The organism is Streptomyces saintjeani (genome assembly GCF_055409605.1).
The window spans coordinates 6,317,675-6,337,643 of record NZ_CP189624.1 but is presented as its reverse complement, the minus strand read 5'-3'; the positions used below and the strand labels follow the sequence as shown (position 1 = coordinate 6,337,643).

General features: G+C 70.7%; 24 protein-coding genes and 1 pseudogene. 19 read left to right on the top strand and 6 right to left on the bottom strand.

Annotation, left to right across the window (positions count from 1 at the left end):
- Positions 1 to 153 precede the first annotated feature (153 nt).
- The gene (locus ACQCO7_RS29075) at positions 154 to 819 is read right to left on the bottom strand and encodes an ATP-binding protein (RefSeq protein ID WP_464074576.1); all 666 of its coding nucleotides are present in this window, start codon (positions 817 to 819) and stop codon (positions 154 to 156) included.
- A 145-nt stretch (positions 820 to 964) separates the two neighbouring features.
- Here ACQCO7_RS29075 and ACQCO7_RS29070 point away from each other — a divergent pair, with 145 nt between their 5' ends.
- The 4 genes from ACQCO7_RS29070 (at position 965) to ACQCO7_RS29055 (ending at position 2,981) form a co-directional block, all read left to right on the top strand.
- Positions 965 to 1,837, top strand: a complete 873-nt coding sequence (locus ACQCO7_RS29070; RefSeq protein WP_464074575.1) for a helix-turn-helix domain-containing protein — start codon at positions 965 to 967, stop codon at positions 1,835 to 1,837.
- Positions 1,834 to 2,037: a DUF397 domain-containing protein gene (locus tag ACQCO7_RS29065; protein ID WP_464074574.1), complete on the top strand. Its 204-nt coding sequence runs from the start codon at positions 1,834 to 1,836 to the stop codon at positions 2,035 to 2,037. Before ACQCO7_RS29070 ends, ACQCO7_RS29065 begins: the two co-directional genes overlap by 4 nt.
- A 387-nt stretch (positions 2,038 to 2,424) precedes the next feature.
- Positions 2,425 to 2,751, top strand: a complete 327-nt coding sequence (locus ACQCO7_RS29060) for a hypothetical protein (protein WP_464074573.1) — start codon at positions 2,425 to 2,427, stop codon at positions 2,749 to 2,751.
- Between the two features lie 8 nt (positions 2,752 to 2,759).
- Positions 2,760 to 2,981, top strand: coding sequence for a hypothetical protein (locus ACQCO7_RS29055; protein ID WP_464074572.1), 222 nt, complete (start codon positions 2,760 to 2,762; stop codon positions 2,979 to 2,981).
- Between the two features lie 5 nt (positions 2,982 to 2,986).
- On the opposite strand, the gene ku is transcribed toward ACQCO7_RS29055, so the two are convergent.
- A complete protein-coding gene (gene ku, locus ACQCO7_RS29050; RefSeq protein ID WP_464074571.1) occupies positions 2,987 to 3,889 on the bottom strand; it encodes a non-homologous end joining protein Ku in 903 nt (300 codons plus the stop codon).
- 52 nt (positions 3,890 to 3,941) lie between these two features.
- Here ku and ligD point away from each other — a divergent pair, with 52 nt between their 5' ends.
- Positions 3,942 to 4,823 carry a non-homologous end-joining DNA ligase gene (ligD, locus tag ACQCO7_RS29045; RefSeq protein ID WP_464074570.1) on the top strand — a complete coding sequence of 294 codons (882 nt, stop codon included), beginning with the start codon at positions 3,942 to 3,944 and terminating at the stop codon, positions 4,821 to 4,823.
- Positions 4,824 to 4,907: 84 nt separating this feature from the next.
- Here the strand turns inward: ligD and ACQCO7_RS29040 are convergent, their stop codons facing one another.
- Positions 4,908 to 5,711 carry a nuclease-related domain-containing protein gene (locus ACQCO7_RS29040; RefSeq protein WP_464074569.1) on the bottom strand — a complete coding sequence of 268 codons (804 nt, stop codon included), beginning with the start codon at positions 5,709 to 5,711 and terminating at the stop codon, positions 4,908 to 4,910.
- A gap of 193 nt (positions 5,712 to 5,904) precedes the next feature.
- On the opposite strand from ACQCO7_RS29040, the gene ACQCO7_RS29035 reads away from it, so the two are divergent.
- From ACQCO7_RS29035 to ACQCO7_RS29000, 8 genes are all read left to right on the top strand, one after another.
- On the top strand, positions 5,905 to 6,411 hold the full coding sequence (locus ACQCO7_RS29035) for a protein-tyrosine phosphatase family protein (protein ID WP_464074568.1): 507 nt from the start codon (positions 5,905 to 5,907) through the stop codon (positions 6,409 to 6,411).
- Positions 6,412 to 6,546: 135 nt separating this feature from the next.
- Positions 6,547 to 7,062 (top strand): hypothetical protein, encoded by a 516-nt coding sequence (locus tag ACQCO7_RS29030; RefSeq protein WP_464077317.1) that lies wholly within the window; start codon positions 6,547 to 6,549, stop codon positions 7,060 to 7,062.
- 391 nt (positions 7,063 to 7,453) lie between these two features.
- A complete protein-coding gene (locus ACQCO7_RS29025) occupies positions 7,454 to 8,305 on the top strand; it encodes a hypothetical protein (RefSeq protein ID WP_464074567.1) in 852 nt (283 codons plus the stop codon).
- Positions 8,302 to 9,570: an ATP-binding protein gene (locus tag ACQCO7_RS29020; protein WP_464074566.1), complete on the top strand. Its 1,269-nt coding sequence runs from the start codon at positions 8,302 to 8,304 to the stop codon at positions 9,568 to 9,570. Before ACQCO7_RS29025 ends, ACQCO7_RS29020 begins: the two co-directional genes overlap by 4 nt.
- Before the next feature lie 91 nt (positions 9,571 to 9,661).
- Positions 9,662 to 10,054, top strand: a complete 393-nt coding sequence (locus tag ACQCO7_RS29015) for an SH3 domain-containing protein (RefSeq protein ID WP_464074565.1) — start codon at positions 9,662 to 9,664, stop codon at positions 10,052 to 10,054.
- 47 nt (positions 10,055 to 10,101) lie between these two features.
- The gene (locus ACQCO7_RS29010) at positions 10,102 to 11,439 is read left to right on the top strand and encodes an FtsW/RodA/SpoVE family cell cycle protein (RefSeq protein WP_464074564.1); all 1,338 of its coding nucleotides are present in this window, start codon (positions 10,102 to 10,104) and stop codon (positions 11,437 to 11,439) included.
- Positions 11,440 to 11,453: 14 nt separating this feature from the next.
- Entirely contained in the window at positions 11,454 to 12,911 is a 1,458-nt protein-coding gene (locus tag ACQCO7_RS29005) for a peptidoglycan D,D-transpeptidase FtsI family protein (RefSeq protein WP_464074563.1), read from the top strand.
- Between the two features lie 45 nt (positions 12,912 to 12,956).
- The gene (locus ACQCO7_RS29000) at positions 12,957 to 13,454 is read left to right on the top strand and encodes a DUF3291 domain-containing protein (protein ID WP_464074562.1); all 498 of its coding nucleotides are present in this window, start codon (positions 12,957 to 12,959) and stop codon (positions 13,452 to 13,454) included.
- A 61-nt stretch (positions 13,455 to 13,515) separates the two neighbouring features.
- On the opposite strand, the gene ACQCO7_RS28995 is transcribed toward ACQCO7_RS29000, so the two are convergent.
- On the bottom strand, positions 13,516 to 14,358 hold the full coding sequence (locus ACQCO7_RS28995; RefSeq protein ID WP_464074561.1) for a hypothetical protein: 843 nt from the start codon (positions 14,356 to 14,358) through the stop codon (positions 13,516 to 13,518).
- Between the two features lie 133 nt (positions 14,359 to 14,491).
- Between ACQCO7_RS28995 and ACQCO7_RS28990 the strand changes: the two genes are divergently transcribed.
- The 5 genes from ACQCO7_RS28990 to ACQCO7_RS28970 all read left to right on the top strand — a co-directional run bounded on the left by ACQCO7_RS28990 (position 14,492) and on the right by ACQCO7_RS28970 (position 18,279).
- Positions 14,492 to 15,436 carry an AurF N-oxygenase family protein gene (locus ACQCO7_RS28990; RefSeq protein ID WP_464074560.1) on the top strand — a complete coding sequence of 315 codons (945 nt, stop codon included), beginning with the start codon at positions 14,492 to 14,494 and terminating at the stop codon, positions 15,434 to 15,436.
- A 69-nt stretch (positions 15,437 to 15,505) separates the two neighbouring features.
- Positions 15,506 to 16,156, top strand: coding sequence for a TetR/AcrR family transcriptional regulator (locus ACQCO7_RS28985; protein WP_464074559.1), 651 nt, complete (start codon positions 15,506 to 15,508; stop codon positions 16,154 to 16,156).
- Positions 16,157 to 16,234: 78 nt separating this feature from the next.
- Positions 16,235 to 16,540: a hypothetical protein gene (locus ACQCO7_RS28980; protein ID WP_464074558.1), complete on the top strand. Its 306-nt coding sequence runs from the start codon at positions 16,235 to 16,237 to the stop codon at positions 16,538 to 16,540.
- A 52-nt stretch (positions 16,541 to 16,592) separates the two neighbouring features.
- On the top strand, positions 16,593 to 17,027 hold the full coding sequence (locus ACQCO7_RS28975; protein ID WP_464074557.1) for a VOC family protein: 435 nt from the start codon (positions 16,593 to 16,595) through the stop codon (positions 17,025 to 17,027).
- A 220-nt stretch (positions 17,028 to 17,247) separates the two neighbouring features.
- Positions 17,248 to 18,279, top strand: coding sequence for a C40 family peptidase (locus tag ACQCO7_RS28970; protein WP_464074556.1), 1,032 nt, complete (start codon positions 17,248 to 17,250; stop codon positions 18,277 to 18,279).
- 9 nt (positions 18,280 to 18,288) lie between these two features.
- Here ACQCO7_RS28970 and ACQCO7_RS28965 read toward each other — a convergent pair whose 3' ends face one another.
- Entirely contained in the window at positions 18,289 to 18,444 is a 156-nt protein-coding gene (locus tag ACQCO7_RS28965; RefSeq protein ID WP_464074555.1) for a hypothetical protein, read from the bottom strand.
- Between the two features lie 49 nt (positions 18,445 to 18,493).
- Between ACQCO7_RS28965 and ACQCO7_RS28960 the strand changes: the two are divergent.
- Positions 18,494 to 18,763: pseudogene (locus ACQCO7_RS28960) on the top strand (hypothetical protein); the annotation flags it as partial.
- On the opposite strand, the gene ACQCO7_RS28955 reads toward ACQCO7_RS28960, so the two are convergent.
- Complete coding sequence (locus ACQCO7_RS28955; RefSeq protein ID WP_464074554.1) at positions 18,718 to 19,965, bottom strand: styrene monooxygenase/indole monooxygenase family protein; 1,248 nt, start codon at positions 19,963 to 19,965, stop codon at positions 18,718 to 18,720. The pseudogene ACQCO7_RS28960 and the gene ACQCO7_RS28955 sit on opposite strands and share 46 nt — an antisense overlap.
- Positions 19,966 to 19,969 lie beyond the last annotated feature (4 nt).

Genomic DNA, 19,969 nt, shown 5'->3' with positions numbered 1-19,969 from the left:
CTCACAGTGCACCTCTCGTTGCCTGGCTGGACTCCGTGAAGAGCGTCGCAACGCTCACGCGACGTGGTTTTCACTGTACGGGAGCGGCCGGGGCGGAGAGTTTCCAGAGATCACCTGGGTGGCCCCGGGAAGCACTCTGGCCGTCGGCGTCTGTCAGCACTCCCGCCGCTTGTCCTCCCCCTCCCGTGCGGAAGGCACGCCACCGTCCCGGACCATGAACGGCTCGCCCGCGCGCACGCGCAGTGCCGGGCCGTCGTCCAGTCCCAGTACGACGGCGAGTCCGCCGGTGGCGAACGGTTCCGTACGCACGGTACGGACGGTGTGCCACGTCCCCCACACCCGTACGTACTGACCGGCCCGCACCGTGACCGCCGCGACCTCCCTCCCCTCGGGCTCGGCCACAAGGTCCGGGGCCTTCAGCTCGGCCCAGACGGTCTTGCCGATACCGCCTTCCCGCTCGGCGACTCCCCACCTGTGGGCCAACGCCTCCACGAGCAACAGCCCGCGCCCGCAGGTCTCTTCGTCACCGGGCTGCCGAACCTCGGGCCGTCCCGAGCCGGCGTCACTGACCTCCAGCCGCAGTAGCCCGTCCCCCGACATCCGCACGATCCGCACGCCGACCTGCCGGTCCCAGGGAACCTTCACGCGCAGTGCGTTGGTGACCAGCTCGGAGAGCACCAACTCGGCTGTTTCCAGGACGTCTTGACTGATGCGCCAGTCGCTGAGCACGGCGTGGAGGGCGGCTCGGGATCTCGGGACGGTGCGGAGGGTGCGGGACATGCGGAAGCTGACGTCGTTCGGGTCCGAGGTTTCTGCCATGACGCCCCCTGAGGGTCGGTAGCCGATGGTTCGTCATGGCGCAGCATATAAACTGGCGCAACGTTGCATAGAGCCTTTCGATTTCGTTTCACTCTTCCGAGTAAACGGCGCACCCGACAGCCCTGACCTCTGGTAGGAGTCGCACATGCCCACTGTGAAACCGTCCACCGTGCTCGGGCGTCAGCTCGGCGACGAACTCCGCAAGTGCCGCGAGGCCGCAGGCGTATCCATGGCGGGAGCTGCGGAGTTGCTCGACTGCACCAAGGGGAAGATCAGCCGGATGGAGAACGGACACGTCCCCGTCCGTACGCCTGACCTGACCGCCCTCATGCACGCGTACCGAATCGAGGACCCGGAGGTTCGCGACCGCCTCACCGCCCTGGCCCAGCGAGCCAACCGGCGTCGACGCGAGGGCTGGTGGCACCAGTACAGCTCCGTCCTGGGCGACTCGTACCGCGATCAGATCGAGTTGGAGGCCATCTGCGACAGCATCCGGTCGTACGAGGCGCAACTGATCCCGGGCCTCCTCCAGACCGCCGAGTACGGCCGAGCGGTAACGGTGGCCTCAAGGGCCTGGAAGACAGCCGACGAAGTCGATCAGTTCGTCCAGGTGCGGCTCGCCCGGCAGCGACGGCTGACCGACGAGAACCCCATGGCGCTCTGGGTCGTGTTGGCGGAAGGGGTCCTCCGCCAGCACGTAGGCGGCCCCACGGTGATGCACGCCCAGCTGGAACACCTCGCCGCCATGGCGGAGCGGCCCAACATCACCGTCCAGGTGCTGCCGTTCTCGCGTGGCGCGCACTCAGGTATGTTCGGCCCGTACCTGCTGCTGAGCTTTCCCCAAGTCGCGTCATTGGACCTCGTGTTGACGGAAACCCCGACCGGCAACATCTGGATGGAGCAAGAACCGGAAGTCGCGTACTACCGCGCCCTCTTCGACGATGCCCGGACCACAGCACTGCCGCCGACGGAATCGCTCACCCTGATCCGCCGCATCGCCAAGGAGTACAGAGCATGACCCAGGACCACCCGATACGTCCCGCCCTCGCGGATGCCGTATGGCGTGCCAGCAGTTACAGCGGCGGGCAAGGGAACTGCGTCGAGGTCGCCAACCACCTCCCCACCCTCGTCCCGGTCCGCGACAGCAAGCACTCCACCGGCCCTGTGGTCGTCTTCACCTCCGGCGCCTGGCGCAGCTTCATCACTCACCTGAGCTGACCCCACCCTGGACACCTAGCTGCCCGGCGAAGCCAGCCCTCGGTCCCCTTCGTGGCCGCGACAGCGCGACGGGCGGGGTGGCCGGCCCCTGCGGGGCGGTGAACTCCCGCCCGGGGGCGTGCGGTTCGTGGTCCGCGCTCGCTCGGTGCGGTGACTTCGCGGCCGTTCCTGTAACCGCTTTCGATCTGTGCCGGTTGTCCCGGACAGCCGCTCGGTAAATGCGAGCGGAATATTCGACGGGAGGGTGTCGTGGTCGGGGAACGTGTCGTACGGGTTGTCGCAGGGCTTGCCGCAGGGGGTGTACTCGCCTTGGGCCTGCCAGGGTCGGCCCATGCCACAGCCGTGGGGACGACGCCTGTGCGGACCTTCGAGTACAGCGTGGGCGGGATGACCGTGAAGGTGCCGACGGGGTGCATGTTCACGCATGCGATCAAGGGGAGCGGGCGGAAGATCACGTATCAGAACGCCGGGGTGGACTGTGCGTTCGTCGGGGCGCTCAGCAGTGGGTTCTGTAACTGGCGGATCGACTTCACGTACTCCGACACGAACAACAAGGTTTATCGGACATCACGGGGCGTGACGCACAGTGAGTGCAAAATTGACCCGATGCGGAACAACTCCCCTCAGACGCTGCCGCGTTACGGCAGGGCGTGCGCGCATCTGTATGTCGGTGGGGTGCGGCGGGTGAGTCAGTGTCATCACGTCACGAAATGAGGGGTGTTGTGAGCGAGCGGCAGGATGTCTGGTTGCGGCGGGTCGGAGTGGGCGGGTTCGTTGCGGGAGTTGTGGTCGGGCTGGCTTTCTTCGCGTTCTTTCCGGGGCTGCCGCACGTCATCGACTGGGGTGCCGTGATCGTCTCGCTGGGAGTGGGAGTCCTGGTCCGGTGGGGGTGCCTCGGGTGGGGGCGTAAGAAAGTTTCCGGTGCGGAGGGCGGTCGTCCGTGATGTGATCACGCCGTCCGTTTCCGGGCGGTCGTCTTCTTCGCGGGTGTTCTCTTCTTCGGCGCCGCCTTCTTCGCCACCGCCTTCTTGCGGGCCGGGAGTTGCTTGACCTCCGCGTCCGCCTCCGCGCCCTCCCCCCGCGACGCCTTCGCCGCGTTCACGCTCTTCTCCAGCGCCGCCATGAGGTCAAGGACCTTGGCGGAAGCGGGAGTTGCAGGGGTCTCGGTCGGGGGCTCACCGGAGGACTTGACGGCGATCAACTGCTCCAGCGCCTCGCGGTACTCGTCGTGGAGGTCATCGAGGTCGACCTCCCCCAGCGTGTCCATCAGAACGTCCGCGAGGTCCAACTCCTCTTTGCGGATGGTGACTTCCGTCTCGGGCGCGACACCTTCGGGCACGCGGACCTCGTCCGGCCACAGCAGCCCGTGCATGGCGATGGCGTCCCCGACGACCCGGAGCATGCCGAGACGTTCGCGCCCCCGGAGCGCGTACTTGGCGACGGCGACCTTGTTGCTGCGCTTGAGCGCCTCCCGCAGCAACGTGTACGGCTTCGCGGCGGGCACGCCGGACGCGGCGAGGTAGTACGCCGTGTCCATCTGAAGGGGATCGATCCGGTCGGCCGGGACGAAGGCGACGATCTCGATCGTGCGGGCGGTGGGAAGCGGCAGGTGGGCGAGGTCGTCGTCGGTGATGGGGACGATCGTGCCGTCGGCCTCCTCGTACCCCTTCCCGATCTCGGCGGTGGCGACCTCGCGGTCCTCCAGCTCGCAGACCTTGCGGTACCGGATCCGGCCCCCGTCCTCGGCGTGGATCTGCCGGAAGGAGACGGAGTGGCTCTCGGTGGCGTTGACGAGCTTGATGGGGATGCTGACCAGGCCGAAGGAGATGGCGCCGTTCCATATGGATCGCACGGTTGGCATCCTTTCCGTCCCACTAAGCACCGTTATGCGTGATTCTTATCGTATGACGCCTATCACCTCCGTGGCCGGGCGGCGGCTCGCGATCGGCAATCTGGAGAAGGTGCTGTACCCGGCGGACGGGTTCACGAAGGGCGAGGTGCTGCACTACTACGCGACGATCGCGGACGTCCTGCTGCCGCACCTGCGGGACCGCGCCGTCTCGTTCCTGCGCTACCCGGACGGCGCGGCGGGCCAGGTCTTCTTCACCAAGAACGTCCCGCCGGGCACCCCCGAGTGGGTCACGAAAGCGCAGGTCGCACGGTCGGACGGAACCGCGCGGATGGTCGTCGTCCAGGATCTGCCGAGCCTGATCTGGGCGGCGAACCTGGTCGCCGAGTTCCATACGCACCAGTGGACGACCGGCAGCCCCGACCGCGCCGACCGCCTCGTCCTCGACCTCGACCCGGGCGCGCCGGCGGGCGTCGCCGAGTGCTGCCGGGTCGCCCTGTGGCTACGGGAACGGCTCGCGGCGGACGGCATCGAGGCGTACGCGAAGACGTCCGGCGCGAAGGGCCTGCACCTCCTCGCGCCGGTCCGCGACGCGTCCCCCGATCAGGTGAGTACGTACGCCCGGCAGCTCGCCGTCGAGGCCGAGGCCGCCCTCCCCGGCCTCGCCGTCTACCGCATGACCCGCGCCCTGCGCCCCGGCAAGGTCTTCGTCGACTGGAGCCAGAACGCGGCCCGCAAGACGACGGCCGCCCCCTACACCCTCCGCGCCCGCCCGGAGGCGACGGCCTCCACGCCGGTGAGCTGGGAGGAGGTGGCTCAGTGCCGGGACGATCTCGCGTTCCGCGCGGGGGACGTCGTACGGAGGGTGGCGGAGTACGGGGACCTGCTGGCACCGCTGTTCGAGGCGGGGCGGGCGGGGGTCGTACCTCAGGGGTAGCTCCGGAGAGGTACCTCCCGAGTACCCCCTACCGGAGAGGTACCTCCCAGGTATCCCCTACCCAAGCCGTACCCCTCAGGTCCCTCATACCCTCCCCCACGTCCCCCGGTCCCGGGCCATCGCGTGCAGCGCCTCCACATCCGCCGGCTTCAGCACCCCGCCCTGCCGCCCCAGCTCGGGCAACGCGTCGTCCCGTAGTACCCGTACCTCCCGCAGGGGAGCCGTGACCCGGATCTCGGTCGCGCCGACGAGGGCGAGTACGGGGCGTACCTCCGCGGTCAGGGCGTACGACGCCCGCGCGGCGTCCGCGCGGACCCGGCGCAGGAGGGGCTGGGCGTCGCGGCGGCCCAGGGTGACGTGCGGGTCGGCGACGAGGACGCGCTGCTTGCGGGCGTACAGGGAGTGCACGGCGTACAGCCCGCCGGGGCCGATCGCGAGGTGGTGGAGGCGGTCGCCGCCGGGCAGGGGGACCGAGTGGAGGGTGTGCCAGCCGGCGCCGTCGAGGGCGTCGAGCGCTTCGCCGACCGCCTGCTCGGCGGCGAGGGCCCGGCGGCGGGGGTCGGGACGCAGGCGTGACCCGGCCGACGGGGTCCGGTCGAGGGCGATCAGCAGGGCCTCGCCGGGACGGTTGGGGGCGAGGTCGTCGTCGGGGTGGAGGGCGAGGAGGGCCAGTTCGGCGGGGGTGGGGACAGGGGGCGGGCCGACCGTCACCGGGCCGGTGAGGAAGGGGGCCAGCGCATCCAGTACCTCAGTTCTACGGTCGTCACTCAGCAGGTTGACCCTGGCGGCCTCACGGTCGTACCAGGCGATGTTCCTTCCGTCGGCCAGACAGACGTAGAGCCGCTCCTGGCCGTGACGCCAGGCCGGTACGACGCGCAGTGCGGTCATGCGCCATCACCCCAGGGACCATGGGAACAGGACCGGTACGCCAGGGGCAAGAAGGCGGTTACCTTTGGCGTGAGTTGGGCAGGCCAGTGGCAGATCCCTATGCACACGTCCCGCGAGACCGACCGCACTCCATGTGCCGGTCGGCCTCATACCTCCGAGGTACTCCAAGCGAGCGCGCGTTGGGGAGGCGTTGTTGCGGACCCGCAGGAAGCAGCCCGATGTACCCGCCCCCGACAGTCCGTGGAACGAGATCGTGCCCGGGCTGTGGATGGGCGGACACGAGTTCCGGGGCCGTTCCGGGCATGTGGAACGGGCCGTCGTACGCGATCAGTTCGACCTGGTGCAGACGCTGCTGCGATTACCGGGTTACGGCCCCGACACGGGCGTCGAACACCACATCTGGGACATCCCCGACGGCCCTCTGGACGGCACCCAGCTGGCCGGTGTCATCCGCCTGGCCCGAGCGGCGAGCGAGGCCCTGGACGAGGGGCGCCGGGTACTGGTGCGGTGCTACCACGGCTACAACCGCTCCGGCCTGGTCGTCGCCCACGCGCTGGAACGCCGGGGCTACGGCGCGGAGGAGGCGATCCGCCTGATCCGCACCCACCGCTCGCCGTGGGCCCTGCACAACGAACTGTTCGTCGAGTACCTGCAAGCGGGCTTGTCGACCGCCCGATTACTGGAGGAACTGACCGAGTGAAGAACTGAGCAATCGTTTCGGCATGAGCTTTCCGCCGAGGGTCGACCCCCTCGGAAATTACCGGGCGTCCTCCCGCCGCCCCTCCTATCGTGAGCCGAACGGTTTCGGTCATCGGAAGGCGGGGGTTTGACAGACGTGTACGAGGTGTTCCAGGACGCCGAGTCGAGGAAGGCGTACGACGTGTGGTCGGGGTACCTCGCGGCCTCGACCGGAGACGATCCGCACGTCCGCGAGGTCCTCGACTCCCTGCTGGAGTCCGCCCTGGAGGACACCGAGGACGGCGAATTCACCTGGGCCCGAAGACAGTTCGCGGAGATGCACGACAGGGCCCGCGAGGGCGGCCTGACATGGGCCCCCACTCCCCCTCGCGCCGACGAGGAGGACCGGCAAGTCCGCGACTACGCGAAGGACTTGCTCCCGGAGATCCTCCCCCTCCCCCTGCGGGACCGACTCGACCACGTCGGACTCCCGCTGCGGGTGCTGGGACGCCGGTTCCGTGACACCCCCGGTCTCGACACGGCGATCCGCGACGACGTCATCCACATCACCGCACGGGCGGAGATGGCCCTCGACCTCGCCCATGTCAACGCGGCGAAACGGGAGTTGGAACGCCTCAAGGCCCTCGCCCGGCGCTGCGGAGTGAAGGACTGAGCACGCTCCACCACGTTCCCCACAGCCACGTCGGGCCCGGACGGCGACCTCGGCATCGGCGCCTCTCGCCCCGGCCACCCCCTCCCGTCGCGTCGCATCGGGCCCCCTCGCTCCGAACCCGCCGAGGTTGTCGTGCTCCGCTCGACGGGCGACGGTCGTGGCCTCACAGGTTGACGAGCCGAGCCGAGCCGGGCAGGCCGCCGCGCCCCTCGGCCGTCCGGGCGACGCCCCGCGACGCAGTCGCATGCTCGCCGGCCTCTTCGCGTATGCCCCGTCCCACCGTGCCCCCATCCCCTCTTGCCCAACCCTTGGTCCAGTCCAGTACGCAAAAAGGACTTCCGCACGAATAAGGTGAACGGGATCAGTGTTCAGTGCGGCATGCAGGAGTCCCTTGAGTCTCGCCCGGCGTCTTCGTCTCGTGCTCGTCGTCGCCCTGGTGGGGGCGGCGGCGGTGGGGTGCGGTGATGCCGGTGGGCTGCGTGGGGCGGGGCCGACCGCGACGGCGAACAGTCCGGAGCGGCTGTGGCCGCAGATCAAGCCCGCGTCGAGCCCGGCATGGGACCTGGACGAGGCGGAGACCCACGTGGTCCAGGGGGTCACCGTGCCGGGGGACGACATCCGCCGGGTGAACCCGGTCACGGTCGTACGGGCGGAGATCGCGTCCGACCCGAGCGACTACGCGGGAGCGAAGGCCCCCTACCGTGATACCAACCGGCTGATGAGCGCGTGCGGGACGGCCGGCAAGGGCGAGTGCCCCGTACTACAGCCCTACTACCGGGACCTCACCGGCGACGGGAAGCCCGACCTCACGCTCGGGTTCCGGCTGAGCCCCGGTGACCTCACCGCCGTACGCGTCTACACCGTCGAGTCGCACCGCCTCGTGCAGGTGATGGCCTGGGAGGACGCGGTCAGTGCGGTGGAGCTGGCCGGGCGGTCGGTGATCATCCGTTCCCCCTCGGACCTCGCGGACTACGAGTACCGCCTCCAGTGGACCTGGGACGCGGAGCAGAAGGCGATGCTCCTGACCCACGACGAGATGCTCCGCACGGACGGCAGACGCGAGCCGAGCGGAAAGCGGCACGGCATGCCCTCCGCGACCCCACAGCCACTGCCGTCGGCGACGGGGGCGGACTCGGGGGTCTCGTACGTAGTACCCGGGGCGTACGACGAGGACGTGTACGAGGCTCCCCTCCCGACCTTGTCGCCGGCCCCGTACTACCCGTACCCCCCGAGCCCCGCATGAGCCCCCCGCGCCTCATCCGCAACCCCCGCTGGACCCGCACCCTCGCCTTCAAGGCCGCGGCGTTCATCACGGTGATGTGCTGCGCGCTGGCGACGATGCTCGGCATCCTCGTGCACGTCCAGGTGACGAACCAGACGGTCGGCCAGTCGAGGGACGTCGCGCTGTCGAAGCTCGCGGACGCGACGGACGCGTACGAGGCGGGCGACGCGCTGGCGCCGAACGCGAGCGTGGACCCCGAGGGGCTGCCCACGGAGCTGAAGGCGCTGGCGGCGGCGGGCGAGCGCGGCACGATGGTCGCGGACTACCGGGGCCGCCCGCTGATGTGGGCGGCGGGCCCGGCGGCCGGCGGCAAGGCGCTGGCGGTGGCCGTCGAGTACGGCCAACAGGCGCGCACGATCGAGGCGTTGGACAACGCGATCCTGTGGTCGTCGGGCCTGGCGATCGGCGTGACGCTGCTGGTCGGCGCGGTGGCGGTGGCGAGGGTGACCCGGCGCCTCCAGGCGACCGCGCAGGTCGCGCGCCGGATCAGCGCGGGCGACCTGGACGCCCGGGTCGACGACCCGCTCGCGAAGGAGTCGCGGCAGGACGAGGTCGCCGCGGTGGCCGCCGCGCTGGACCGGATGGCGGCCTCGCTCCAGGGCAAGCTGCTGAGCGAGCAGCGCTTCACGGCGGACGTCGCGCACGAGCTGCGCACCCCGCTGACGGGCCTGCACGCGGCGGCGGAACTGCTGCCGCCGGGCCGCCCGACGGAACTGGTCCGCGACCGGGTCGCCGCGCTGCGGACGCTCACCGAGGACCTCCTGGAGATCTCCCGCCTGGACACCGGCAGGGAGCAACTGGACGTCGGTGCGGTCGAGTTGGGGGCACTGGCGCGCCGGGTCACGGCGGCGTCGGGCGGGTCGGCACAGGTCGTCGTCGTCGAGGACCGGGTCGTGGAGACGGACCGGCGGCGGCTGGAGCGGGTGCTCGGCAACCTCGTGTCGAACGCGCACCAGCACGGTTCGGAGCCGGTGGTGGTGACGGTGGACGGGCCGGTGGTGACGGTCCGGGACCACGGCGGGGGCTACCCGGAGTACCTGGTGCTGCACGGGCCCCAGCGGTTCCGTACGGAGGGCGGGGCGCGCGGGCACGGGCTGGGGCTGACGATCGCGGTGGGGCAGGCGGGGGCGCTGGGCGCGCGGCTCGCGTTCGGGAACGCGCCGGCCGGCGGGGCCGTCGCGACGCTGACGCTGCCGTCGGGGCCGTCCCCGACCGGCGCAACCTGAAAGGCAGTCCACCCCTTTTCACCCCTACCGTGGCGTTAGTCCGCTAATACCCGGCCTGGGCCGGACCCGCCCCTCTCCCGGAGGAACCGCCATGCGCTCCACCCTCACCCGCCTCGGCATAGCCGGTGCCACCGCCGCCCTCGCGCTCGCCGCCGCCGTCGTACCGGCCGCCGCGAACGACGACTGGGACGGCGGCGGCCCCCGGGACACCTGGGGGCAAGGTGGTCACCACCACCACGACAACCCGCGCCTGTACCAGGGCGTCGTGACGGCGAACGGCGGACTCGTGCTGCGCAGCGCGCCGAACCGAGGCAGCGCGGTCATCCGCGTAGCTCCCCAGGGTGAGGTGGTGACGATCTTCTGCAAGACCTCGGGCCAGTCCATCCAGGGCAACCCCCTGTGGTACCTGCTCACCGACGGCACCTGGGCCTGGGGTGCCGCGCGCTACATCGACAACATTGGCCCGGCGCCGCGCTGGTGCTAAGACCGGGCCCACGAGGAGCAGGAGCACCATTTGGGTAGGTTCCGGACATGACGAGTGCCGGTATCGGGATCGCCGCAGCCGACGCGGCCCAGCGGCTCCCCCGGCGCCGTGGCGTCGAACTCTCCCTGCTCGTCGTCGCCGTCCTGCTCTGCGTGTCGGGCTACTGCGCCGTGGGACTGGCGCGGACCGGCGCGATCCCGCCCGGCGCCGCCGCTTACGGCGCCGGGCTCGGCGCGCTCGCCCTGTGCGCGCACCTCGCGGTACGGCTGCGCGCCCCGTACGCGGACCCGCTGCTGCTGCCGATCGGCGTCCTGCTCAACGGCATCGGCCTGGTCCTCATCCACCGCCTCGACCTGGAGACCCCGACAGAACACGCGGCCCCGGCCCAACTCGCCTGGTCCGCCTCGGGAGTTGTCCTCTTCACCTTCGTGGTCCTGGCGCTGCGCGACCACCGGGTCCTGAAGCGGTACGCGTACGTCGGTGTCGCCGCCGCCCTCGCGCTGCTGACGCTGCCGGTGCTGTTCCCGGCCGTCAACGGCGCCCGGATCTGGATCAGGATCGCCGGATTCTCCATCCAGCCCGGGGAGTTCGCGAAGGTGCTGCTCGCGGTGTTCTTCGCGGCGTACCTCGCGGACAACCGCACGGCGCTCGCGTACGCGGGCCGCCGGATCTGGTTCGTGCAGCTCCCAACGGGCCGTGTCCTGGGGCCGATTGTCGCGATCTGGCTCATCAGTGTCGGCGTCCTGATCCTCGAACGCGACCTGGGCACCTCGCTGTTGTTCTTCGGCCTGTTCGTGGTGATGCTGTACGTCGCGACCGGCCGCACCGGCTGGATCGCCGTCGGCCTGCTGCTCGCGGCGTTCGGGGCGGTCGCCGTGAGCGCGCTCGAACCCCATGTGCACAGCCGCGTCGAGGACTGGCTGCACCCGTTCGCGTCGATCGACGCGGGCCTCGGGCCCGGCCAACTCGCCCAGTCCCTCTTCGCGTTCTCGGCGGGCGGTGTCCTCGGCACCGGCCTCGGGCTCGGCCACTCCGTCCTGATCGGCTTCGCCGCGAAGTCCGACTTCATCCTCGCGACGGCCGGCGAGGAGCTGGGGCTCGCGGGCCTGTCGGCGCTGTTCGTCCTCTACGGCCTGCTGGTGGAGCGGGGTTACCGCGCGGGCCTCGCGCTGCGCGACCCGTTCGGCCGTCTGCTGGCCGTCGGGCTCGCCTCGATCGTCGCGCTCCAGGTGTTCGTCATCGCGGGCGGCGTGACCGGGCTGATTCCGCTGACGGGGATGGCGATGCCGTTCCTCGCGCAGGGCGGCTCCTCGGTGGTCACCAACTGGGCGATCGTGGCGCTGCTGATCCGGCTGAGCCACGCGGCGAGAAAAGGGGACCGGTGAAGAACCACCTCCGCATGACCCGCCACATCCGCCACGCCGCCGTCTTCTCCTGCCTGCTCCTGCTCGCCCTCCTCGTCAACGCGGCCCGCGTCCAGGTCGTCCAGTCCCCGGCGTACGACGACAACCCGGCCAACCGCCGTGCGGACATCGCCCGTTACGCGAAACCGCGCGGCGACATCCTCGTCGACGGCTCCCCCGTCACCGGCTCGCGGGACACCAGGGAGCAGCTCCGCTACGAACGCACGTACCGGGACGGCCCGTTGTACGCGCCGGTGACGGGGTTCTCCTCGCAGCGGTACGGGACGACGCTCCTGGAGCACAGCGCGGACCCCGTACTCTCCGGCGCCGACCCGGCGTTGTCCTCGTTCCCCCTCATCGACGGCGTCACCCGGGCCCGCCCGGCCGGGGGCCAGGTCGTCACGACCCTCAACCGCCGTGCGCAGCGGGCGGCTTACGAGGGTCTCGGCGACCGGAAGGGCGCGGTCGCGGCCGTCGAGCCGTCCACGGGGCGGGTGTTGGCGCTGGTGTCGACCCCGTCGTACGACCCCGCCGCGCTCTCCGGGAACGGGGCCGCCGTGCGCCGGGCCTGGGCGCGGCTGAACGCCGATCCCGACCAGCCGATGCTCAACAGGGCGGTACGGCAGACGTATCCGCCGGGGTCGACCTTCAAAGTGGTGACTGCGGCTGCCGCGTTGGACGCCGGAATCGTCAAGGACCTTGACGCGGCGACCGATTCCCCCGCGCCCTACACTCTGCCGGGGACGACGACGAGTCTCACCAACGAGGGGTCGGGGTGCGAGGACGCGCCGCTGCGGGCCGCCTTCGAGTGGTCCTGCAACACCGTGTTCGCGAAGCTCGGGGTGCGGGTGGGGGTGCGGGACATGGTGGCGACGGCGGAGGCGTTCGGGTTCAACGACCCCGGTGTGCGCATCCCGTTCGCGGTCGCGCCGTCCACCTTCGACCGGACCGTGGACCAGGCGCAGTTGGCGCTGTCGTCCATCGGGCAGTACAACACGCGGGCCACGCCGCTCCAGATGGCGACGGTCGCGGCGGCCGTCGCGAACGGGGGTCAGGTGCGGACGCCGTACCTGGTCGAGCGGACGACGCGGAAGGGCGGGGCGACGGTGTCGGCTTCCGGTTCCCGTCCGGCTCGTCAGGCCATGGACCCCTCAACGGCCTTGCAGCTGCGGGAACTTATGCAGGACGTCGTGCGCGAGGGGACCGGGACCAACGCGGCGATCCCCGGGGCGGTCGTCGGCGGCAAGACCGGGACCGCCCAGCACGGCGTCGGCAACTCCGGTACGCCGTACGCCTGGTTCGTGTCGTGGGCGCGGGGTGAGCGGGACATCGAGCCCCGGGTGGCGGTCGCCGTGGTCGTCGAGGACGGGTCGGCCGACCGGGGCGACATCAGCGGCGGGGACGTCGCGGCGCCGATCGCGCGGGCCGTGATGGAGGCCGTGCTCACGTCGTGAGACGGGGGGTGTTCCCCGGCGCGGCTCCCGACCTACCGTTCGGTCATGACCTCCTACGAACTCGCCCAGGTGAACATCTCCCGTCTCAAGTTCCCGCTGGACTCACCGGAGTTGAAGGACTTCGTCGACGGGCTGGAACCCGTCAACGCGGACGCCGACGCGGCGCGGGGGTTCGTCTGGCGGCTCCAGTCGGAGGGCGGGGACGCGACCGAGATCCGGGTCTTCGGGGACGCGTGGCTGATCGTCAACATGTCGGTGTGGCGGGACACGGACGCGCTGACCGCGTTCATGTACCAAGGGCAGCACCGGGAGTTGCTCCAGCGCAGGCGGGAGTGGTTCGAGAAGGTGGCGGAGGCGATGACCGCGCTGTGGTGGGTGCCGGCCGGGCACCGGCCCACCGTCGCCGAGGCGGAGGCGCGGCTGCTGCACCTGCGGGCCAACGGGCCCACGCCGTACGCGTTCACGCTGCGGACGTCGTTCCCGGCGGGGTCTCAGGAGGCGGTGGCGGGGGAGGTGCCGGAGGGGTTGGGGTGCGGGGTGTGAGGCGCCGGTACTAGTACCGGCGTAGGGGGATGCGCAGGCTCGTACCACCCCGCCCACGGCCTCAGAGCGGCTGGCGGATCTCCTCGCGGACCTTGAGCGTCGTCTTCGCCGCCGCCTCCAGGTCGACGTCCTCCGCCTTCTGGTGGACCGTCCCCGCCGATACCTCCGCGACGGTCGCGCCCGTGTTGCCGTCGACCCACGCGCAGGCGGGGTACATCAGCTTCGTCCCGAGCTGCTCCTGGGCGACGACCTCGCACGTGATCGTCGTGTCGGCGCCGGGGAGGTCGAAGTCCTCGGGCGGGACGGCGATGGTCGCGTTGTCGGCCTGGCCGACGCCCTTCATCATGCTGGCGCGGGAGGCGGCGGTGTCCTTGAAGCGTCCGTACATGCCGGAGATGACCAGGCTGCCCTTGGTCTGGTCGCCGCCGACGTCGTACTGGCCGACCTTCGCCTTCACGTCGCGCGCGTTCCAGGCGCCGCTCTCGCGCTCGATCTGCCGACCCAGCGTGCCGGACATGTCCTGGGCGAACGCGTACTTCCCGTCGAGCAGCGTCTTCGGCAGCGTCAGCTGGTACTTGGCCTCGGGGAACCCCTTGTCGGAGCTGCCGACGACGACCAGGGAGACCACGGCCACCACGAGCAGGACGAGGACGGAGCCGACGATGCCGAGGATGAGACCGGTGCGGCGCCTGCGCGGGGGCGGCGGCATCGCGGGGGCACCCCAGGGCTGCTGGCCGTAGGGGGGCATGCCGGGCTGCTGTCCGTACGGAGTACCGGGGTAGGGGGTACCTGAGTAGGGGGTCTGCTGCGGCTGCCCGTAAGGACTCCCGTACGCGGGCTGGCCGTACGGATTGGGCTGCTGCTGTGGGCCGTACGGGCCTTGGGGCGGCGGAGGCGTGGACACGCCAGAACCGTACTCCACCTGGGGGACGGCCCGGACCGGAGGTGTACGCGTACCTCCCGGGGCGTAGACGGGTAGCCGACAAGTACCGCACGGGGGATTGACGGCCTTGCTGACAAGCAGTCTCATAAGTGCCATGACGACCCTCACAGAGACCGACGCCGACGTCGTCGACGGGCTGCGGGACGCCCTCGGACTGCTCAAGGACCGCGAGCAGGTGGCCGAACGTCTCCTCGCCTCCTCCGCGAAGCACTCGTTCGACCCGGACGAGGAACTCGACTGGGACGCGCCCTTCGAGGACGGCAAGTGGTTCTGGCCGCCGGAGCTGGTGTCCCTGTACGACACCCCGATGTGGCGGCGGATGAGCGAGGAGCAGCGCATCCTGCTCTCCCGGCACGAGGCCGCCGCGCTCGCCTCGCTCGGCATCTGGTTCGAGCTGATCCTCATGCAGCTGCTGGTGCGGCACATCTACGACAAGGCGGCGACGAGCGCGCACGTGCGGTACGCGCTCACCGAGATCGAGGACGAGTGCCGGCACTCCAAGATGTTCGCGCGCCTCGTCACCCGGGGTGACACCCCCTGGTACCCCGTGAGCCGCGCGCACCACAACCTCGGGCGGGTCTTCAAGACCATCTCCACGACGCCGGGTTCGTTCACCGCGACGCTGCTCGGGGAGGAGGTGCTCGACTGGATGCAGCGCCTCACGTTCCCCGACGAGCGCGTGCAGCCGCTGGTCCGGGGGGTGACGCGGATCCACGTCGTCGAGGAGGCGCGCCATGTGCGGTACGCCCGCGAGGAGTTGCGGCGGCAGATGCTCACCGCTCCGCGCTGGTCGCGGGAGTTCACGCGTGTGACGTCCGGAGAGTTCGCGCGGGTGTTCTCCGTCGCCTTCGTCAACCCCGAGGTGTACACCAACGTCGGGCTCGACCGGCGGGAGGCTGTCGAGCAGGTGCGGGTCAGCGGGCACCGGCGGGAGGTCATGCAGAAGGGCGCCGGGCGGCTGACCGAGTTCCTCGACGACATCGGCGTACTGCGGGGTGTCGGGCGGCGGCTGTGGCGGTCCTCGGGGCTGCTGGCCTGAGGGTTCGCCGTCGTACCTGAGGGTTCACCGTCTCATACCTCAGAGGGACGAACAGTTACGCTGCACGTCATGCCGCCCCCCGCCGTACCCGCCTACCGTCGTCTCAGTGTCGAGGAGCGGCGCAGTCAGCTCCTCGACTCCGCGCTCACGCTCTTCGCGCACCGGGCTCCCGAGGAGGTGTCCCTCGACGACGTCGCCGAGGCGGCGGGGGTGTCACGGCCGCTCGTCTACCGGTACTTCCCCGGTGGGAAGCAGCAACTGTACGAAGCGGCTCTGCGGTCCGCCGCGGAGGAGCTTCAGCAGTGCTTCGACGAGCCCCGGGAGGGGCCGGTTCTCGCCCGGCTCGGGCGGGCGCTCGACCGGTATCTCGGGTTCGTCGACGGGCATGACACCGGGTTCAGCGCGTTGTTGCAGGGCGGGAGTGTGGTGGAGACGTCGCGGACGACGGCGACGGTCGACGAGGTGCGGCGGGCCGCCGCCGAGCACATCTACCGCCATCTGGACGTCATCGACCCCGGGCCTCGGCTGCGGATGACGGTGCGGATGTGGATCACGGCGGTGGAGGCGGCGTCGCTGATCTGGCTGGACGAGGGGAAGCAGCCGCCTCTGGCGGAGTTGCGGGACTGGCTGGTGGAGCAGTTCGTGGCGGTGCTGACGGTGACGGCGGGGCGGGACGCGGAGACGGCGGGGGTACTGGAGGGGGTTGCGGAGAGGGGGTGAGGTGGGGCGAGTGGGCTTCGCCGGGTGCATGCCAGGGCGGCGCGTGCCCCTGGGCCGTGTGTGCTTGAGACTGGTGCCGTGAAGAGTCAGAACACTCCCTTCGAGGGTGGGCCCATGGACGGTCGTTCCCTTCCCGTCCTCCTCGGGCCCACCGGGCATCCGCCCAAGACCTACCGCATCCCCGTGCCCGACAGTGCGGGCGGGCCTCCGACCGTGCTCGTCTATCGGCGGGTGCCCCGGGGGCACAGCAAGCGGCTGGGGGTGCCCACCGGGTGGAAGTACGCGTACGACCCCGACGGCAAGGGTGGGTCCTCGAAGCCCCGGTGGCCCTGGTCCAAGCCGGAGAAGAGGGCCGAGGGAGGGCCTGACGGGGTGGCGGGGTGAGCGGTGGAAAACCGTTCCCGGTGCAGCTCACGGCCTTGCTAAGGTGCGGCCGATGCCTACGATCAGACAAATCCAGGTCACTTTCGACTGCCACGAGCCCGAGCGGGTCGCCCGCTTCTGGTGCGAGGTACTGGGGTATGTCGTACCGCCCCCGCCTGAGGGTTACGCCACCTGGGCCGACTACGAACTCACCCTCCCGCCCGAACGCCGGGGCGCGAGCTTCGTCGCCATGGACCCCACGGGCGCCGGGCCCCGCCTGTACTTCCAGCGCGTCCCGGAGGGCAAGGTCGTCAAGAACCGCGTACACCTCGACGTCCGCGCGGGCACGGGCCTGGTGGGCGCGGAACGCCTCGCGGCGCTGGAAGCGGAACGCGACCGCCTGATCGCCCTCGGCGCGGTCTGCGAACGCGTCCTGCTCGCCGACGAGTTCAACGAGTCGTGCATCGTCATGCAGGACATCGAGGGCAACGAGTTCTGCCTGGACTGAGGTACCGCGGCCCCTTGCCGGGGGCTGCGCGGGTACGACGCCGAGGACACCTGTGCAGTCGGACCGGGGACGGGGCGGCTACCGCGCCGCGCCGCCCCCCCCATGACGCCCACGGGTGACGCCATTGCGCCGAACCGCTCACCCTCAGCGCGCGCCGACAGGCCCTGGCGTCGATGCTCGCCCTGCGGGGCGGAGACGCCGGCCCGGTGGAGGTGACGGTATGTCAGGACGGTTGCTGCGGTTGGTGTGCACGGCGGGACTCGTGGCACAGGTCGTGCTGGTGCCGACTGTCGCCGTGGGTGCGCCCGAACCCCCCGAGCGCACGGTCACCGAACTGCTGACGGAGCTTCAGCGGGTGTACCGGGAGGTCGAGTCGGCGACCGAGGTGTACAACGCGACCGAGGAACGGCTCAAGAAGAAGAAGGCGGAGGTCGCGAAGCTGGACGCGGACCTCGTCCGCGCCCGCCTCGCCCTCGACGGCAGCCGGGACCTCGCGGGCCGACTGGCCAGGCAGCAGTACCAGTCCCACAGCGACATCTCGCCCTACGTACGGCTGTTGCTCGCCAAGGACCCCCAACACGCCCTGGACGAGGGCCACATCATCGGCCAGCTGGCCCGCGACCGCGCGTCCGCGACAACCCGGCTGGCCCAGGACGAGCACCGCCGCAGCGCCGTGACCCGCACCGCCCGCACCGCCCTGGACACCCAACTCGCCCTCACCGCGGGCAAGAAGAAGGCCAGGGACGACGTCCGCACCCGCCTGGACGCCGTACAGAAACTCCTCGCGACCCTCACCCCGGACCAGCTCGCCCGCCTCGCCCTCCTCGAACGCGCCCAAGTGGACGACCGGCAACGGAAGTTCCTGGCAACCAACGACCTCACCGGAACCGACTCCCCCACCTCACCGGAGGGCGAACAGGCGGTGCGCTACGCGATGGACCAGGTGGGCAAGCCGTACGAGACGGGGTCAGCGGGACCGGCGGCGTACGACAACTCGGGCCTGGCCGCGGGCTCTTGGGGACACGCGGGCGCACGGATCCCCCGTACGGCGAAGGAGCAGTGGGCGAGGCTGCCGAGGATCCCGCTGAAGCAACTCCGCCCGGGGGACCTGGTGTTGTACTACCCGGAGGCGACGCACGTGGCGGTGTACGTGGGGAAGGGCAAGGTCGTCCAGGCACCGGGCCCGGGCGGAGAAGTGAAGGTCACCCCCATCGCCACCGACCCGGTGCTGGGAGCGGTGAGACCCACATGACGGGGCCCCTCACTCCCCGGCAGCCGCCTCGATCGCCTCGTCCAACACCTCACGGGACAAAGCCAGTTCAGCGATCAACCGATCGATCCGAGCCCGCCCGGCCACCAACTCCTCCACCAGCTTCCCGTCCGCCACCGCACTCGGCCCCCCGTCCGCGTCCCGCATACACGGCAGCAACCGACCGATGGTCGTACTGTTCAGCCCGACCGCGTACGCCGACGGCGGACAGCGCGCGGCGGAGCAACTCCTCGCGGTCGGCGCCGACTTGGTGGCTCTGGGCCGGGCGTTCCTCGCGAACCCCGACCTCGTCGCCCGGATCCGGCGGGGCGCCCCGCTCAACGAGGTGCGGGACGCCCTGATGATGTACACGGGTGGCGAGACGGGATACCTCGACTACCCGGCCCTCGACCGACCGAGCCTCGACCGACCGGCGCCGGATCAGGCCAGCGACGACAGGTACGCGGCGGTCCGCTCCGGCTCGTAGAAGAAGCCCTCGAAGTCCGCCGGGTCGTTGAACGCGTTGGCGAACCGGTCGGCTGCGGGCTGCAACTGACCTGCCGCGCCAAGGAGGTTGACGACGTGCTCCGGCGGCGGCGCGAGCATCGCGTTGGTCCACTTCGTGACGTGCCGCGCGGTGTCCCAGTGCAGCTCGAAGGTGGACCGCATCCATTCCTCGTCGAACTCCTTCTCCCCGTGGTCGAGGATGGAGGAGAGGTACGAAGCGGCGCATTTCGAGGCGGAGTTGGAGCCCTGGCCGGTGATCGGGTCGTTCGCGACGACGACGTCGGCGACACCGAGGACGAGTCCGCCGCCGGGGAGCCGCCCGACGGGGTTGCGGACGGTCGGGGCGTAACGGCCCGCCAACGTCGCGCCCGCGTCGGTGAGTTCGACGCCCTTGGCCCGGTCGTACTCCCAGGGCAGGAACGTCTTCATCAACTCAAGGGTGAGAGCCAGGTGTTCGGCGGGGTCCTTGACACCGTCGAAGGCGTCGACGGGGCCGCCGGGCACGCCTTCCCAGAAGAGGATGTCCGCGCGGCCCGAGGTGGTGAACGTCGGCATGACGAACAACTCCCCCACGCCGGGTACCAGGTTGCAGCGGACGGCCTCCGTGTCGGGGTGCTCGGGGCGCGGGCCCAGGCCGTGGACGTACGCGACCGCGAGGGCACGTTGCGGGGCGTCGTACGGGGAGCGTTCGGGGTCGCGGGCGAACATCGACACCAGTTCGCCCTTGCCGGCGGCGACCAGGACGAGGTCGTACGTACGGGAGAAGTAGTCGAGGTCGCCAACTGCCGCGCCGTGGATGACCAGTTGGCCGCCGCGCTGGGCGAACGTCTCCATCCAGCCCGCCATCTTCACGCGCTGGTCCACCGATTGGGCGTAGCCGTCGAGGCGGCCGAGCCAGTCGATCGCGCGCTGGGAAGGGCCGGGGTCGAAGGAGCCGGGGGCGGCGAGGGAGACGCCGAGGCCCTCGATCCGGGGTGCCTGGCTCGCCCAGAAGTCGATCCCGAGGTCGCGTTCGTGCTGGAGGGCCGTGTGGAACATGCACTGCGTGGACATCACGCGGCCCGAACGGATCTCGTCCGCCGTCCGGTTGGACATCAAGGTGACCTCGTAGCCGTGCCGCTGGAGGCCGAGGGCGAGCTGGAGGCCGGACTGGCCGGCCCCCACGACGAGTATCTTCCGCATGCGG

Coding starts and splice junctions, on each gene's coding strand:
- ACQCO7_RS29075 (WP_464074576.1), bottom strand. CDS start 819: ATGGCAGAAACCTCGGACCCGAACGACGTCAGCTTCCGCATGTCCCGC.
- ACQCO7_RS29070 (WP_464074575.1), top strand. CDS start 965: ATGCCCACTGTGAAACCGTCCACCGTGCTCGGGCGTCAGCTCGGCGAC.
- ACQCO7_RS29065 (WP_464074574.1), top strand. CDS start 1,834: ATGACCCAGGACCACCCGATACGTCCCGCCCTCGCGGATGCCGTATGG.
- ACQCO7_RS29060 (WP_464074573.1), top strand. CDS start 2,425: ATGACCGTGAAGGTGCCGACGGGGTGCATGTTCACGCATGCGATCAAG.
- ligD (WP_464074570.1), top strand. CDS start 3,942: ATGACGCCTATCACCTCCGTGGCCGGGCGGCGGCTCGCGATCGGCAAT.
- ACQCO7_RS29040 (WP_464074569.1), bottom strand. CDS start 5,711: ATGACCGCACTGCGCGTCGTACCGGCCTGGCGTCACGGCCAGGAGCGG.
- ACQCO7_RS29020 (WP_464074566.1), top strand. CDS start 8,302: ATGAGCCCCCCGCGCCTCATCCGCAACCCCCGCTGGACCCGCACCCTC.
- ACQCO7_RS29015 (WP_464074565.1), top strand. CDS start 9,662: ATGCGCTCCACCCTCACCCGCCTCGGCATAGCCGGTGCCACCGCCGCC.
- ACQCO7_RS29010 (WP_464074564.1), top strand. CDS start 10,102: ATGACGAGTGCCGGTATCGGGATCGCCGCAGCCGACGCGGCCCAGCGG.
- ACQCO7_RS29005 (WP_464074563.1), top strand. CDS start 11,454: ATGACCCGCCACATCCGCCACGCCGCCGTCTTCTCCTGCCTGCTCCTG.
- ACQCO7_RS29000 (WP_464074562.1), top strand. CDS start 12,957: ATGACCTCCTACGAACTCGCCCAGGTGAACATCTCCCGTCTCAAGTTC.
- ACQCO7_RS28990 (WP_464074560.1), top strand. CDS start 14,492: ATGACGACCCTCACAGAGACCGACGCCGACGTCGTCGACGGGCTGCGG.
- ACQCO7_RS28985 (WP_464074559.1), top strand. CDS start 15,506: ATGCCGCCCCCCGCCGTACCCGCCTACCGTCGTCTCAGTGTCGAGGAG.
- ACQCO7_RS28975 (WP_464074557.1), top strand. CDS start 16,593: ATGCCTACGATCAGACAAATCCAGGTCACTTTCGACTGCCACGAGCCC.
- ACQCO7_RS28970 (WP_464074556.1), top strand. CDS start 17,248: ATGTCAGGACGGTTGCTGCGGTTGGTGTGCACGGCGGGACTCGTGGCA.
- ACQCO7_RS28965 (WP_464074555.1), bottom strand. CDS start 18,444: ATGCGGGACGCGGACGGGGGGCCGAGTGCGGTGGCGGACGGGAAGCTG.
- ACQCO7_RS28955 (WP_464074554.1), bottom strand. CDS start 19,965: ATGCGGAAGATACTCGTCGTGGGGGCCGGCCAGTCCGGCCTCCAGCTC.